This window comes from Ilumatobacter sp. (assembly GCF_041688325.1).
Taxonomy (GTDB): Bacteria; Actinomycetota; Acidimicrobiia; order Acidimicrobiales; family Ilumatobacteraceae; genus Ilumatobacter_A.
In genome coordinates this window covers 1-15243 of sequence record NZ_JBDNIJ010000154.1, presented here as the reverse complement: position 1 = coordinate 15243, position 15243 = coordinate 1, and the positions used below count along the sequence as shown (strand labels likewise).

Here is a 15243-nt window from a genome sequence, read left to right as displayed (position 1 = left end):
ACAAGATCCTCGATCAGTGGTCAGAGCAGATAGAAGCGTCGACGCCGCCACCCGTAAGCAGTCAATAAGCAGTCACTGCGCGAAACAGGGGCTCCTCGTTTCCGAGAAACCCCTGCGTACGGTGGTCGGGCTGACAGGATTTGAACCTGCGACCCCTTGTCCCCCAGACAAGTGCGCTACCAAGCTGCGCTACAGCCCGTACCGGGGCACAAGTGCCCCGTATGTGAGAGCCGAACTCTATCGACCGAATCAGGGGTCGAGTGTTCTCGTAAAGAATCTGCGCATCAAGTGCGCAAACAAATCACGCAAAGCTCAGAAGAACATATCGACGAAGCGGAAACCGAGGTAGAGGACCAGCGCCACCACCATCAGTTTGAAGTGCCACGGAGCCTTCTCGTCGGCGGCCTTGTCAGCATCGCTGTGGGCGTGGCCCTCGGTCACCTGTTCACCACAGTTCGGGCAGGTGCCGTCGTTCTGCATCGAGTTCGGCGTCCAATACTTCGCACAAGGCTCACACCACGGCATCATCGGCTCGATTCAGGCGCGCTTACGAACGCGCAGTTTGATCGGCGTCGAACCCATGTCGAGGTCTTCGCGAATCCGACGCTCGAGATAGCGCAGGTACGTGCGGTCGAGTTCGCGGTTGACGAACAGGGTGAACGTCGGCGGATCGGTCGCTCCTTGCACTGCGTACAGCACTCGCGCGCCGCCGGAGTGGGGCTGAGCCTGTTGGGCCGCAGCGATGATCTTGTTGACGCTCTTGGTCGGCACACGCTTGTGGTACTGACGGATCGATTCCTGAAGCAGGGGGTGCAGCTTGTGCACGTTCTTACCGCTGAGTGCCGAGATTTTCAGCACCGGCGCGTCGCCGAGGAATGCAAGTTTGCGGGTTACTTCTGACTGCACTTCGAGGCGGTCCTCGCTGCCGACCATCTCCCACTTGTTCAACACGATGATGATGGGGCAACCCGATGCATCGACTCGCTCAGAGAGCCGCTGGTCTTGGCCGGTTACACCGACCGTGGCGTCGATCACGAGCAGCGCAATGTCGGAATCGTCGATCGCTCGGAGCGCACGGACGAGTGAGTAATACTCTGCCGAATCGTCGATCTTGCCGCGCTTACGCATGCCAGCGGTGTCGACGAACACGATCGGACCGTCTTCGGTTTCGACGAGCGTATCGATGGCGTCGCGGGTCGTGCCGGCGAGGTCATGGACCACGGCACGATCGGCGCCAACGAGATGGTTGAACAGTGTCGACTTGCCAACGTTCGGGCGGCCGACGATGGCGACACGAGGTGGCGGCTTGTTGTCGCCGAGGTCGATGATCGCGTCGATCGCTGCCAGCTGCTCTTCGGTGAAGTTTGACCCGTCGGCTTCGTCGACTTCGACTGCTCGCTGGGGTAGCAGCGCAATCACCTTGTCGAGCAAGTCACCTGCACGGCGGCCGTGAAGTGCGCTCGTTGGAATCGGGTCGCCGAGCCCGAGACCCATGTACTCCCAGATCTCGCGCTCGCGGCGTGAGTTGTCAGCCTTGTTGGCGACGATCAACACCTCGGTACCGGTGCGGCGAACCCAGTTGGCTATCAGCTGGTCGTCGTCCGTCAGCGGCGCCGACGCGTCGACCACGAAAAGTACGACGTCGGCCTCGCGCACCGCCTCTTCCACCTGTCGCGACACCTTTGCTTCGAGTTCGCTACCGCCAGGCATCCAGCCGCCGGTGTCGACCACGAGGAAGGGGACGTCGAGCCACTCAGCCTCGAGCACCTTGCGGTCACGGGTGATGCCGGGCCTGTCTTCGACAATGGCCTGCTGGCTACCAACAATGCGATTGAACAGCGTCGACTTACCGACGTTCGGGCGACCGATGATGACGACGCTGGGAAGATCGGCGTCGGGATCGGCAGGCATCATCTCGTCGAGGTCGCTGATTGCCTCTGGATTCAGATCAAGCGGATCGTTCGGAAGCTTTGTTCCACCGCCCATTGCGTTGGTGGTGTCATCGGTACTCATGCTGGTGTCCCTGCGGGTTGTTCGAGCGCCGCGCGAAGCGCGATGCCGTCGGTGGTGATGACCTCGACAGGTCGTGGAAGATCCGAGATGGCGACGCCATCGAGGAAGCGCCCGTCGTCAGACAGACACACGTCGGGCAGCAAATAGCGATGCCCCTCGGGTTCGCCGGCCAGCACGCGGCTGACATCTTCGCCGGTCATCAGGCCGGTGACGCCGGTATTACCTCCGAAGAACTCGTTAGCCACGGTCAAGATACGCACATCGGTGCGGCCAAGAGACTCGATCAGCGGTGTGATGACAGGTGCGCCGAGTGTTCCCGTGAGTACACCGACGGGTGCAGTGCGGCGAGGACGAAGCTGGATGCCGGAAGCGACGGATGCTGCTGCGTTCGCGGCGGAGTCTGCAGCTGGGCCGCAGCCGCTCTGGCGGAGCCCGGTGTAGGCGGCCGGGTTCGGTGGCGCATCGACAGCGGCGAAGAAGCCGCGCTGGACGCCCGTCGCTTCGGCAGCGGTGCCGTGGAACTCGCCCTCGAAGGTCCGGGCCATGCCGATGCCGTCTTCGTGCATCGGGAAGCCGTCGTACCGCTCTGCCTCGGGAAACGGTCGCTGCGCCATCAAGTAGTACTCGTCGGCTGCGTAAACCATCCGTTTGCCGAGAGTGGTCTCGAAGATGTCTTGCCAGTCGGTGACCGTGTCGACCACAGATTGCGCCTCGGCGAGGGTGTGGAAACGCATCGCTGACTCGTCGTTAAACTTCGAGATTCCGAGCGGCACGACGGCGACCGAGTCGAGTTCGGGGTACTGGTCGAGCACGCCGGCGAGCGTGTCGTCGAGGATTGCGCCATCGTTCACGCCCGGGCAGACAACGATCTGACCCTTCACAACGATGTCGTGGTCGAGCAGTGCACGCAGCCAGCGCAGGCTCATGCCACCGCGCTTGTTCTTCAACATCGCGCTGCGGATGTCGGGGTCGGTCGAGTGGATGCTGACGTGCAGGGGCGACAGCCGCTCGGTGATCACACGTTCGAGATCTGCCTCGGTAAACCGGGTGAGGGTCGTGAAGTTGCCATACAAGAACGACAACCGGTAGTCGTCGTCTTTCAAGTACAGGCTGCGCCGCATACCCTTGGGCAGTTGGTAAATGAAACAGAATTCGCAGTGGTTATCGCAGGTCCGGACCCGGTCAAATACCGCGCTCGACACTTCGATACCGAGTGATGCGCCGGGCAGTTTCTCGACGGTGACCGAGAGGTCCATGCCGCCACGGGAGACGTCGAGTTCGACGTCGGCTTCGTCGGTGGCCAGTTGCCATTCGATGATGTCGCGGGGCACATCGCCGTTCACCCGCAGGATTTCATCGCCGGCCTGCACGCCAACGAGCGCGGCGGGAGAACCGGGTGCGACCGAGACGACGATAGGGGCGAGTGTTCCTGTAGACATGCGACACACCACGCTATCGTCGTCAGGGCGGCTGATCGGTGAGTCATCCGTCGCCAGCCGATGCCCGGGTCAGTGGTAGAATGAAGCGACCATGAGCACCTCCCGTGTCGACCGAGTCCTATTGGCCGAACCCCGCGGTTTTTGCGCCGGTGTCGAAATGGCGATCAAGGCGCTGGCCTGGATGGTTAGAACCTTCCCCGGGTCCGTCTACTGCTACCACGAGATTGTCCACAACCAACTCGTCGTCGACCGCTTCAAGGCGCAGGGCGTCATCTTCGTCGACACGATCGACGAGGTGCCCGCCGGGAGCCCAATCATGCTGTCGGCACACGGGTCGCCGCCCGAGGTTCTCGAAGCCGCCCGCGAGCGTGGTTCCTACGTCGTCGACTCGGTGTGCCCCCTCGTCACCAAAGTCCACCATGAAGTCAAGGTGCGCGCCGGCAAGGGCTACCGGATCGTCTACGTCGGCCATGAAGGTCACGAAGAGGCTGTTGGCACCATGGCTGTCGCACCCGATTCCATCAATCGTGTCGAATCGGTCGCTGAGGTCGAGGCGCTCGATCACATCGATCAGCCGGTGGCGCTCCTTGCCCAGACCACTCTGTCGCATCGCGACTGGGAAGGCGTCGCCGTCGCGGTCAAGAAGCGTTTCCCTGACGTCTGGACTCCTGGCCGGAGCGACCTGTGCTTTGCCACAACGAACCGCCAGTCAGCGTTGATGGAGCTCGCCCACAAGTGCGACGCCATCGTGGTCATCGGCTCGGCCAACTCGTCGAACACGCGGGCTCTCGAACAGCTTGCACGAGAAGAGGGCTGCGAGCGGGTCTACCGAATCAACTCGGTGACCGAACTCCCCGACGACCTCAGCGGAATCGTCGGCGTCACCGCCGGTGCCTCGGCACCGGAAGAACTCGTCGAAGAGGTCATCGAGTTTCTCGACCCCATCAACGGAGTCGAACTGGTCAATGTCACCGACGAAGACGAGTACTTCCCGCCGCCGCGCAACATCCGCGATCTGCAGTCGTCTATCGAAACCGCATCGACAGTAATGCTCGGTGGCACGCTGCTCGACCGTCCGGCCATGGACGATCGCAATCTCGCCGCCAGCGACGTCCTCGCCAGCCTGCTCGCATAGTTGCGCCGCTCTCCGGTCTCGACGTTGTTGAGGCACGCCGACGTTGTGCCTGACGCGGCACTAGTTGCGGGGGACTTCAGCCCACGGCACTTCGCGGTCAACGCGGACATCTCCGGGCAGGCCTAACACACGTTCGCCGAGGATGTTGGCCATGATCTCGGTCGTTCCGCCCTCGATGGTGTTCGCACGGCTGCGCAGGAACGCTTTCTGCTGCGTGTCTGAGGCCATCGCCGTTTCAGGACGGATCATTTCGTAGCTGCCGTACAGCAGGCCGTCGGCGCCGAGCAGGTTCATCACGGCGTTGTGGATGTCGATGTTGAGGATCGCTCCGGCCATCTTGCCGATCGAGCCTTCCGGCCCGGGATCGCCCATCTTGCGGTTCTGGTTGGCTCGGACGTTGGTCAGACGAACCACTTCGGCGCGGCACCACAGCTTCATGACGTCATCGCGGGCCGGAACGTCCTTGCGATCGTCAGGCGCAGCAGCCCACGCATCGACCAGCGCAGCAATCGTGCCCGACCCGCGCTGTGGCATGCCGCCACCGATCGACTGGCGTTCGTTCATGAGCGTGGTGAGCGAGACGCGCCAGCCGTCACCAGCCTTGCCGAGCATTTCGGACTCGTGAATCTTCGTGTCGGTGAAGAACACCTCGTTGAATTCGGCCTCGCCGGTCATCTGACGGAGCGGGCGGATCTCGACACTCGGGTCGTGCATGTCGACGACGAATGCCGTGAGACCAGCGTGCTTCACAGCCTGCGGGTCGGTGCGAACAACAAGGAGCCCAAAGCGCGAGAGATGGGCCAGCGTGGTCCACACCTTCTGGCCGTTACAGACCCACTCGTCCCCGTCTTGAACGCCAGTGGCCGACAGACCAGCAAAGTCAGAACCCGAACCAGGCTCAGAGAACAGTTGGCACCACACCTCTTCGCCGGTGAACAGCGGGCGGAGGTAGCGCTCCTTCTGCTCGTCACTCCCCCAGGCCACGACGGTCGGGCCGGTCATGCCATGGCCAATCGGGTTGCGGTACATCGCGTTCGGCCCGCCAGCTCCGAAGATTCGCTCGTTGATCAACTTTTGCAGCTTCGGGTTCAGACCGAGACCGCCATTGCCTTCAGGAAAGTTCACCCAGGCCAAGCCTCGATCGAACTGTTCACCGAGGAACGTCTGCGTCGCTGTGTCGGCGGGCGGGAAACTGTCGAGCAGTTCGCTGGTGAGGTCGACCACCCGTTGTTCGTCGGCGGTCAGTGCATTCAGTTCCTCGACGATTGTCATGTGCGAACGGTAGTTGTCGTCTGCAGTCAGGCACGAAATGGAGCGGGTGCAATTCCGCGGGTACGGTCGATGGCATGTCGGAAGCTGGCCCCCACGGGGCAATCCCTGTCATCGATCTTAAACCGTTTGCAACCGGAGCGGATGCCCAATCGCCTGCAGCTCGCGCCACCGCCGCCCGTCTCGATGTCGCATTGCGCGACGTCGGTTTCCTGACCGTCGTCGGTCATGGCGTCAGTACCGAAGTGCGCCAAGCGTTCTTCGACATGATTCGTCGCTTCTTCGGCCAGCCTGAAGAGCAGAAGCAAGAGATCGCCATTTCCAACAGCCCGTACCATCGAGGCTACGGCGGCTTCGCTGCAGAGACCCTCGAAGGCGCCATCGGAGCCCAAGACGAAGACACGGTTGGCGCATTCCTCGCTGGCGACATGAAAGAGACCCTCGACTTCGCAGTCGACCACGCGCTCGATCACCCCGAAGTGGTCGCTGGCACTCCCTTACACGGACCCAACCAATACCCCGATATTCCCGGTTTTCGCGAGGTGTGGGAGACCTACCGCGCAGCGGTCACCGAGGCTGCTGTTCGCATGCAGCGGGCGCTGGCGGTTGCGCTCGGCCTCGATGCTGAGTTCTTCATCAGCCAGCCCGGCGAAACGATGTATCACCTCCGGATGATCCACTACCCGCCAATGGATCGGCTCACGCCCGAACCAGGCCAGATGGGCTGTGGCGCACACACCGATTACGGCACGTTGACCGTGCTTGCCGATGACGGCATCGGCGGGTTACAAGTACGCCAACGCAACGGGGAATGGACCGACGTAACTGTCCCTGAGGGGCATCTCGTCGTCAACCTCGGTGACCTGATGGCCATCTGGACCAACGACCGCTGGGTGTCCAACCCGCACCGCGTCGTCAACCCACCGAACCAGGATCGCTACTCGTCACCGTTGTTCGTGACGCCGCCGTATCACCTTCGTATCGAAGCTCTCGAGAGCTGTCTTGCCGACGGTGAAGAGCCGACACACGAACCGCTGATTTCGGGCGAGTATCTCGTCGGACGTTTCGACGGGACACACAGCTACCGCAACGAAATGCTCGAACAGCACAACTCGGCGGCACAACCGTCGCACCGAATTTGATCGTTTCCGAACTGTCGTTGTCCGCCAGGGCAGACAGCGCTGAACTCAGTCGATGTGTGCTGCGTCCACCCGGGCCAGTAGCTCGTCGCGAATACTGACCCCGGGTTCGCGAGCCTTGTCGCCAGAGGCGCGCCATCCGAGCCGGCTCGAATAGAGCAACGGTGGGTCTTTCAAACGGCCGGGCGACACCTCGACGACGCGTGCAAACAGCAGCTCGTGATCTTCCATTGTGACTTGCTGGAACGTCTCGCACCGGAGCCATGAGATCGAGTTCGGAACGACTGGCGGGCCACCGGCGAGGCCTGGCCACTCTTCCAAGTACTCCGGAGCGACGTATTCGAACCGTCGCCCGGGGTAGCTGAAGTACTGGCCTTCGACGATCTGGTCGGCGGCCAACAGGCTCGCCGCGAACTGACCGGACTCGATCATCAGCGGATAGGTGTCGTGCTTCGGCGAGACGCTCGCCATCACGATTGGCTCTTCAAAACTGACCTGGCTCAACCAGTGGCTGGTGTACGCGCGTTGCACCCCACCGTGGGCTACTCCAATCACCTGCACACCCTTCATCATCTGCCCGAGGCACTGCTTGATATCGCGGTCGATCATGGGAGTTCCTGTCTTGCCGTTACAGAGACCGGTGAGGTGATGTCAGTTGAAGATCGCATTGGCGCTGTCGAACTCGGCAGCTTCGAGCACTGCAAGCTCAGGCACCTGCGACCGAAGCTGCATCACCATCGCAAATCGCACCTCGTCAGACCGACGAGCAAACACCGCCTTCAGATTGTTCAGCATCCGGATGACGATGGCCCGGTTTGGTGTCGGGTCGAGGTGCGACTCGCTCCATGGAGCCTGGCCACGGGTAATCGTCTCGAAGAGCTCCCGAGCTTGTCGACGATCGAGCTGGCGGCCACCGTCAAACGGGTCGAAGAAGACGCTGTCGTTGTCGGCTGCCTTCACCAAGAAGTGAGCAGGCATGCCGACACCGTGCAGTTGAACGCCGAGGCGACGGCCAACTTCGATCATCAGGATCGACAGGCTGATCGGGATACCCGTACGCGTCAAAATGACGCGGTCGAGGCACGAATTGCGCCAGTCGTAGTAAGCCTCGCGGTTGCCGGTGAAGCCGAGTTCGCCGAACAGGAATCGGCTGATGCCCTCCGGCGTCGGCGTCTGGCATTCGGCAGCGAGGAGGTCGAGCGCAGCAAGCCATTCGACTTCGTCGAGGCCCGGCTGCAGGACCGCCGACATGATGAGTGACACCTCGTCGAGGTCAAGTGACTCGCTGTCGCTCGCCATCAGCTTTGCAAAGCGCGCAGAGTTCATGCCGAAACGGTACCGGCGACTACGTTCCGCATCATGATCCCAGGTGCACATCTCGCAACACACGGCGACAAGCCCGCTCTCATCATGGGCGGTTCCGGCTTCACCCAGACCTTTTCCGAACTCGACGCTGCGGCGAACCGCCTCAGCCGTCTGCTTCGTGCCGCCGGCCTCAAGCCCGGCGACCACGTCGCGATCTGCATGGAAAACCACGATCGCTACATGGAGGTCATCTGGGGATGCCACTACGCCGGGCTCGTCTACACGGCGACATCCTCACGCCTCCAGAGCGCCGAACTCGAATACATCATCAACGATTGCGGCGCCCGTGCGTACATCACATCGAAGTACAAGGCCGACCAGGCTGCTGACATGATCGACAAGACGCCGAACGTCGAACTACGGCTGATGCTCGACGGAGCCATCGACGGCTACGAGGCCTACGAGTCGGCAGTTGACGCCCAGTCACCCAAGCCGCTCGACGAGGCCCGAATCGCGGGTATGGACATGCTCTATTCATCGGGCACCACCGGCATGCCGAAGGGCATCACACGGGCGTTCCCAAACGAGCCACTCGAAACGTGGAATAACGGCGTCACGATGTTGTGTCAAATGCTCTTCGCCGCCGATGACACGAAGCGCTACCTGTCGCCGGCACCGTTTTACCATGCGGCCCCGCTGCGGTTCTGTATGTCGATGCATGCACTCGGGGCAACGATCGTGGCCATGGAGAACTTCGACGCTGAGACCTACCTGCAGCTCGTCGAGAAGTACGAGATCACACACAGCCAGGTCGTGCCAACCATGTTCGTGCGGATGCTGAAGCTTGACGAGGAGGCTCGCACCAAGCACGACATGTCGTCGCTCGAGTACGTCATCCATGCTGCGGCGCCGTGCCCGGCTCCGACCAAGAAGTCAATGATCGAATGGTTCGGGCCTGTGATCCACGAGTACTACGCCGGCTCCGAAGGAAACGGGTTCGTCTACTGCAACAGCGAATCGTGGCTTGCTCACGAGGGCACCGTCGGGCAGGCGATCACCGGCATCCTGCATGTGTGTGATGACAATTTCGAAGAGGTTCCGCAGGGTCAGCCTGGCACCATCTTTTTCGAAGGCGGCGCCGAGTTCGAGTACCACAACGACGCGGAGAAGACGAAGGGATCTCGTCACCCGAAGGGCTGGAGCACACTCGGCGACGTCGGCTACCTCGACGAGGACAATTTCCTGTACCTCACCGACCGCAAGGCGTACATGATCATCTCCGGCGGTGTGAACATTTATCCGCAGGAGGCCGAAAACGTGTTGGTCACCCACGACAAGGTCATCGACGTTGCGGTGTTCGGCGTGCCGAACGAAGATTTCGGCGAAGAGGTGAAGGCTGTTGTGCAGCCGCGGGTCATGCCCACGACCGACGAGGAACGCGCGCAACTTGCTGGTGAGCTCATCCAGTTCTGTAAGAGCCAGATTGCCGATGTCAAGTGCCCGCGATCGATTGACTTCCGCGACGAGCTCCCCCGCCACCCAACCGGCAAGCTCTACAAGCGCCTGCTCAAGGACGAGTATTGGAAGGCCGCGGGCCGTTCGATCTGATCGGCCGGCACACTCCGCAAGATCGCAGCCGTCGGGCGAGAATTCTGGATTCCGGCGTCCTGTTTCCTCACCTCAACGGGAGCCCAGCTTGACGCCCTGCCACAATGGTCTGCATGGATAAACGGCTGCCGGAACACCCGTATCTCAATTGGTCAGGCCCGATTGCCTTTGCTCATCGCGGGGGCAATCGGACCGCCCCAGAGAACACGATGGCCGCATTCGAACATGCAGCATGCATCGGGTTCCGCTACCTCGAAACCGATGTGCATCGCAGCGCTGATGGCGTACTCGTGGCGTTCCACGACGAGAACCTGCTGCGAACGTGCGGCCTCGATGCCAACATCGCCGACCTCACGTGGGCCCAGATCGCTCAGTTGCGTGTCGATGGCACCGAGCCGATCCCGCGCATGGTCGACCTGTTCGAACGGTTTCCGGAACACCGGTTCAACATCGACTGCAAGGCCGACGCCGCGCTCGAACCGCTCGTCGAACTGATCAACACCCAGGGGGCACTCGACCGGGTCTGCGTCGGCTCATTCAGCTTCAAACGGCTCCAGACGATCCGCCGGCGGCTTGGCCCAGGCTCGCTCACGTGCCTCAGCCCGATCGAGACGGTTTGCCTCCTTGTGTTCGGCCGGCTCTTCGGCTCCGCTCAGCGAGCTGCTCAGGTCCCCCCTGGTCGCGGTCGGATCACAGTGGTCTCGCGCCGATTCATACGGAACGCCCGGCGAGCCGGCATCCCCGTGCACGTGTGGACCATCAACGACGCAGCGGAAATCAACCGCCTTCTCGACTTGGGTGTCGACGGTGTCATGACCGACGACGTCGACTTACTGCGGAGTGTCTACGCCGAGCGAGGCGTCTGGGTCAGTGACACCTGAGGCAGCGTCACACAAAACTCCAGCCCCGTCTTTGTGTGACCGATTCCGGCATCGGTTGGCGCACTCGCTCGCACAAAACACGAAGGCGTAGGTTCGGTGACATGACCTGGAGCAACCCGCCTCGCACATCAGTTCGTGCGCCTCGATACCTCGTCGCCAGTGCCGACCACATCGCAACGTCGGCCGGCAACGAGATGTTCGCACGAGGCGGAAACGCTGTCGACGCGGCGATTGCGACCAACGCAGCGATTGCCGTCACCGGGCCGCACCTGTGCGGAATGGGCGGCGACCTTTTTGCGCTCGTCCATGTCGAGGGCGAAGTGTTCGCATTGAACGCCGCCGGCCGAGCCGGATCTGGTGCCGACGCCGCAGCCATGCGAAACGAGGGGCTCACCGAGATGCCCTTCAAGCTCGACATGCGCTCGGTCACGGTTCCTGGCTGTGTCGACGGATGGATGACCCTCCACGAACGGTTTGGGTCGCTCCCACTCGACGTGATCCTCGCCCCGGCCCAGCGTCTTGCCGCCGAAGGATTCCCGGCCAGCCCACTACTCGCCGGCATGCTGCCTCGACTCGACGAAGCCAGCCGGACGAACTTGAAGGAACTTGTCAATCAGGCCACCCAAACCGGCGCGCTCGTGCGACGCCCGGGCGCGGCACTCGCGCTCGCTGGTATCGCCACCGGCGGTCGCGACACCTTCTACAGAGGTGTCTTCGGCGACGGCCTGATCAAAATAGGAAACGGGCTCTTTACCGAATCCGACCTCGAGACGTCACAGGCCGAGTGGGTGACGCCCATTTCAGCCGAGATGTTCGGTGTCGACGTCCACACCGTTGGGCCGAGCACGCAGGGGTACCTGACGCTTGGGTCGGGGCGACTCGTCGACCAGCTTGTTTCGAGCGGCCTCCTCCCCGATGACCCGGACGACGATCACTGGGCGCATCTGCTGATCGAAGCATCGACGGCAGCTGGCCGAGATCGTCCTGCGCGGCTGTACGAAGACGCCGATGGAGATGCACTTGTCACTGAGATTGCCGGCCGCTGTGGCGAGATTGATCCGGAACGGGCCAGCAACCGGTGGGCGCCAAATCGAGACGGCGACACGACCTATCTCTGTACTGCAGGTCGAGGCCCCGACGGCCGCATGATGGGCGTGTCGCTCATCCAGTCAAACGCATCGGGCCTCGGCAGCCATTTGGTGGAGCCCCACACGGGTATCAACCTCCACAACAGAGGGATTGGCTTCAGCCTGGAGGCTGGCCATCCTGCAGAGCTCGCGCCCGGTCGGGTGCCGCCGCACACGTTGTCGGCCGCACTCGCGACAAGCGGATCGGACCTCATCAGCGTATTTGGGACGATGGGCGGTGACGCTCAACCCCAGATTCTGCTGCAGGTTGCCACGCGCCTGTTCCACCACGGCCAGTCGGCCGCTACCGCAATCAACGCCGGCAGGTGGGCGCTCAAGGGGCCCCAGACCGGATTCGACACGTGGACAGGCGCCGGCGGCCCTGGTGTGGCGATCGAAGGACATGCGTCGGGGGCATGGGTCAAGGGACTGGCCGCACGCGGTCACATCGTCCAAGCCTCGCCAGAATGGGACTCGGGCTTTGGCCACGCCCATGCCATCGTCCTCGACCTCAACGGGAGCTTGAGCGGAGCGGCCGACCCACGGAGCGTCGTCGGCAGTTGTTCTGGCGGCTGATCCCACCTCTCCCAGCTCTCCCACCTCTCCCACCTCTTGCTCGCCCAACTGTTACGACAGCAGCGGCATGACCTCTTCGGCGAAGCGAGCCATCTGCTCGTCGGCCTTCTTGTAGCTGTCGCCCAGCAAGTGCGGGAACACCGTGAGGTACTCGAAGCCGAGCAGGTCTTTCAGGAACTGAATTTCGGCAGCAACATGCTCGGGCGGGCCGACGATCATCGTCTTGTTCTCAATCGATTCGTCGAGCGTCGGGATCAGGCCGGGAGCCGACGGCTTGCCATCTGGCCCCATGTAGCCGCGGCTCCATCCGTACGGACCAAGGAACTTCCAGAACTCGTCGTGACCGTTGCGGGCCGACTCGCGAGCCTCTTCCATTGTGTCTTCGATGCGATACGAGACCACGAGCATGCGCTTCTCGTGCGACGCCAATTCGTGGCCATCGTGTGAGGCGGCGTAGTTCTCGCCGTAGATGTCCCAGAAACGCTTGATGAAGCTGTAATGCTGATTCCAGAACACGGCGCCATGATCGACCGTCGGCACGTAGTCGAGCGTGGGCGGTGAGGTGACGGCCTGCCAGATTTCGTACGGGTAGATGGGCCGCGGGATGAGCGTGAGGTCTTGCACCGTTTCGCCACGGTCGGGGATACCGGGCAGCGGGATCTGGAAGTGCTTGCCTGAGAACGAGAACTTCTCTTGGCTTAATGCACGGCGCACGATCTCCATTGACTCTTCGAAGATTTCGCGGTTGAACAGGTCGTCGGACTTCTGGTCGGGGTTGTCCTGGGACCCAATCGAGACACCCTTGTCGTTGAGGTGCAGCACCTCGCGAGGCACCGTGCCGCGCCCGACACCGAGCATTGCTCGCCCACCGGACAGGTTGTGCAGCGTTGCGAAGTCTTCAGCGAGGCGCATCGGATTCCACTGCGGAACGACGTTGAACATCGCACCGAAACGCAGCGTTGTGGTTTGTGCAGCTATCCAGGTGGAGATCAGTAAACCGTTCGGAATGACCTCATAGCCCTCGTACTGGAAGTGATGCTCGGTCGTCCAGAACGAGTCGAACCCGAGTCGCTCAGCTTCTTTGGCCGAATTGACGTATTCGAGAGTTGCTTTCCAGCACGCTTCATTCGAGTAACGACGATCCATCGGATTGGGCAAGCCGGCACCGGCATCGTCCATCTCGACTCCCCCGAAGAAGAACGCACCGAGCTTAAGATCTTTCGCAGCCACCATGGCGTCTATGTTCCCACGATGGCTTCGACACTGTTGCAACGAGCGACCACCGTTCATGCTGATGTGACACATCAGCAACAGGACATCCGCATCATCGATGGCGTGATCACCGCCATTGGCGACCTTGCCGCGGAACCAACTGATGAGGTGGTTGACCTGCGGGGACACGTCCTCCTGCCTGCTGCCGTCGAGCCCCATGCCCATCTCGACAAGGCCTTCCTCGCCGAGCAGATTGAGAATCCGACTGGCGACCTCATGGGCGCAATCATTGCGATGCGCGCGAACCGCCACCTGCTCGACGTCAACGAGACCATCGAACGTGCGGAACGGGCCGCCCGGTTGATGGCGTCCAATGGGTTTCGGGCCGTTCGCAGTCACGCCGACGCGACCCTGGAACACGGCCTCACCAGTATCGAGGCACTCGTGGAAGTGAAACGCCGTGTTTCCGATGTGATTGACGTCGAGATCGTTGCGCTGTGTGGGTGGCCGGTGATGGGGCCCGGCGGCGCCGACCAGCGGGCTCTGCTGCATGACGCGTTGCGTGCTGGCGCTGACCTCGTCGGCGGCTGCCCGCACCTCGAGGGTGGCAACACGCTCGGCCCGACCGAATTTTTCCTGCAAACAGCGACCGACCACGGTGTCGGCATCGACCTCCACACTGACGAGACGCTCGATCCGAACGCAACCGGCCTCGCCGAGCTTGCCAAAATGGTTGCGGCAGGTTTCGACCAACCAGTCACCGCAAGCCACTGCGTCAGTCTGGCGATGCAATCCGAACGTGACCAGCAGGCAACGTCTGAGGCGGTTGCAGCGGCAGGCATTGGTGTGGTGGCGCTCCCCCACACCAACCTGTTTCTCCAAGGGCGGGGCCACAACCCAATGCCCCGAGGGCTCACCGCTATTGCCGCCCTTCGCGCTGCTGGCGTACAAGTCGCAGCCGGTGCCGACAACCTGCAGGATCCGTTCAACCCGGTTGGTCGGGCCTGCCCCTTCGAAACCGCCGGCCTGATGATCATGACCAGCCATCTCCTCCCCCATGACGCCTGGTCGTCGGTGAGCACGGTCGCCGGTCGGGTGACCTCGTTCGGTGCTCAGACATTGACGGTTGGCCAGCAGGCTGATCTCGTCGCCGTCAAGGCGGGTACGCTCCGGGAGGCAATTGCATTTGGCCCAGCCGAGCGCATCGTGTGGCGGAAAGGTCGACGTCTTACAGTGTGAGCCAGTCACCATTCGCCCACTCACCAGCGAACGAATCAGGGGAGAAGATCCATTGTCCGCTACACGCGAGCATGCGCTCGAATTTAAAAATCTGTCGATGGTGTTTCCCGATGGGACCCACGCACTCGATGACGTCTCCATCAGCATCGAACGAGGCGAGTTCGTCACCGTCGTGGGCCCGTCCGGGTGCGGCAAGTCCACGCTTCTCCGCATCGCCTCTGGCTTGGAGACACACACGGGCGGCGAGTGCAACGTCGATCGCGACTCGATCGGCTACGTATTCCAGGACGCCACTCTGTT

Annotated in this window: 14 protein-coding genes and 1 tRNA gene; 7 read left to right on the top strand and 8 right to left on the bottom strand. The window is 62.1% G+C overall.

What is annotated here, in order from left to right; all coding sequences use genetic code 11:
* Nucleotides 1-122: 122 nt before the first annotated feature.
* The 4 genes from ACH2EI_RS10060 to ACH2EI_RS10045 form a co-directional block, all read right to left on the bottom strand.
* A tRNA-Pro gene (locus ACH2EI_RS10060) sits at nt 123-199 on the bottom strand.
* A 113-nt stretch (nt 200-312) separates the two neighbouring features.
* Nucleotides 313-480: a hypothetical protein gene (locus ACH2EI_RS10055; protein ID WP_395155287.1), complete on the bottom strand. Its 168-nt coding sequence runs from the start codon at nt 478-480 to the stop codon at nt 313-315.
* Nucleotides 481-537: 57 nt separating this feature from the next.
* Nucleotides 538-2013: a ribosome biogenesis GTPase Der gene (gene der, locus ACH2EI_RS10050; RefSeq protein ID WP_395155286.1), complete on the bottom strand. Its 1476-nt coding sequence runs from the start codon at nt 2011-2013 to the stop codon at nt 538-540.
* The gene (locus tag ACH2EI_RS10045) at nt 2010-3452 is read right to left on the bottom strand and encodes a DUF512 domain-containing protein (RefSeq protein WP_395155285.1); all 1443 of its coding nucleotides are present in this window, start codon (nt 3450-3452) and stop codon (nt 2010-2012) included. Before ACH2EI_RS10045 ends, der begins: the two co-directional genes overlap by 4 nt.
* Nucleotides 3453-3543: 91 nt before the next feature.
* Here ACH2EI_RS10045 and ispH point away from each other — a divergent pair, with 91 nt between their 5' ends.
* Nucleotides 3544-4587: a 4-hydroxy-3-methylbut-2-enyl diphosphate reductase gene (gene ispH / locus ACH2EI_RS10040; RefSeq protein ID WP_395155284.1), complete on the top strand. Its 1044-nt coding sequence runs from the start codon at nt 3544-3546 to the stop codon at nt 4585-4587.
* 60 nt (nt 4588-4647) lie between these two features.
* On the opposite strand, the gene ACH2EI_RS10035 is transcribed toward ispH, so the two are convergent.
* The gene (locus tag ACH2EI_RS10035; RefSeq protein ID WP_395159900.1) at nt 4648-5859 is read right to left on the bottom strand and encodes an acyl-CoA dehydrogenase family protein; all 1212 of its coding nucleotides are present in this window, start codon (nt 5857-5859) and stop codon (nt 4648-4650) included.
* A 74-nt stretch (nt 5860-5933) separates the two neighbouring features.
* On the opposite strand from ACH2EI_RS10035, the gene ACH2EI_RS10030 reads away from it, so the two are divergent.
* Nucleotides 5934-6998, top strand: coding sequence for an isopenicillin N synthase family dioxygenase (locus tag ACH2EI_RS10030; protein WP_395159898.1), 1065 nt, complete (start codon nt 5934-5936; stop codon nt 6996-6998).
* Between the two features lie 45 nt (nt 6999-7043).
* Here the strand turns inward: ACH2EI_RS10030 and ACH2EI_RS10025 are convergent, their stop codons facing one another.
* Both ACH2EI_RS10025 and ACH2EI_RS10020 read right to left on the bottom strand, forming a co-directional pair.
* Complete coding sequence (locus ACH2EI_RS10025; protein ID WP_395159896.1) at nt 7044-7604, bottom strand: flavin reductase family protein; 561 nt, start codon at nt 7602-7604, stop codon at nt 7044-7046.
* A gap of 42 nt (nt 7605-7646) precedes the next feature.
* Nucleotides 7647-8321 (bottom strand): transglutaminase family protein, encoded by a 675-nt coding sequence (locus ACH2EI_RS10020; RefSeq protein ID WP_395155513.1) that lies wholly within the window; start codon nt 8319-8321, stop codon nt 7647-7649.
* Between the two features lie 33 nt (nt 8322-8354).
* Here ACH2EI_RS10020 and ACH2EI_RS10015 point away from each other — a divergent pair, with 33 nt between their 5' ends.
* The 3 genes from ACH2EI_RS10015 to ACH2EI_RS10005 all read left to right on the top strand — a co-directional run bounded on the left by ACH2EI_RS10015 (nt 8355) and on the right by ACH2EI_RS10005 (nt 12492).
* A complete protein-coding gene (locus ACH2EI_RS10015) occupies nt 8355-9908 on the top strand; it encodes an AMP-binding protein (protein WP_395155512.1) in 1554 nt (517 codons plus the stop codon).
* 113 nt (nt 9909-10021) lie between these two features.
* A complete protein-coding gene (locus ACH2EI_RS10010; protein ID WP_395159894.1) occupies nt 10022-10789 on the top strand; it encodes a glycerophosphodiester phosphodiesterase in 768 nt (255 codons plus the stop codon).
* Between the two features lie 101 nt (nt 10790-10890).
* Nucleotides 10891-12492: a gamma-glutamyltransferase family protein gene (locus tag ACH2EI_RS10005; RefSeq protein ID WP_395155510.1), complete on the top strand. Its 1602-nt coding sequence runs from the start codon at nt 10891-10893 to the stop codon at nt 12490-12492.
* A 51-nt stretch (nt 12493-12543) separates the two neighbouring features.
* Here ACH2EI_RS10005 and ACH2EI_RS10000 read toward each other — a convergent pair whose 3' ends face one another.
* Nucleotides 12544-13725, bottom strand: a complete 1182-nt coding sequence (locus tag ACH2EI_RS10000; protein WP_395155509.1) for an LLM class flavin-dependent oxidoreductase — start codon at nt 13723-13725, stop codon at nt 12544-12546.
* A gap of 18 nt (nt 13726-13743) precedes the next feature.
* Here ACH2EI_RS10000 and ACH2EI_RS09995 point away from each other — a divergent pair, with 18 nt between their 5' ends.
* Both ACH2EI_RS09995 and ACH2EI_RS09990 read left to right on the top strand, forming a co-directional pair.
* Entirely contained in the window at nt 13744-14943 is a 1200-nt protein-coding gene (locus ACH2EI_RS09995; RefSeq protein WP_395159892.1) for an amidohydrolase family protein, read from the top strand.
* A 97-nt stretch (nt 14944-15040) separates the two neighbouring features.
* A partial coding sequence (locus ACH2EI_RS09990; RefSeq protein ID WP_395159902.1) for an ATP-binding cassette domain-containing protein occupies nt 15041-15243 on the top strand: 203 nt, incomplete at its 3' end.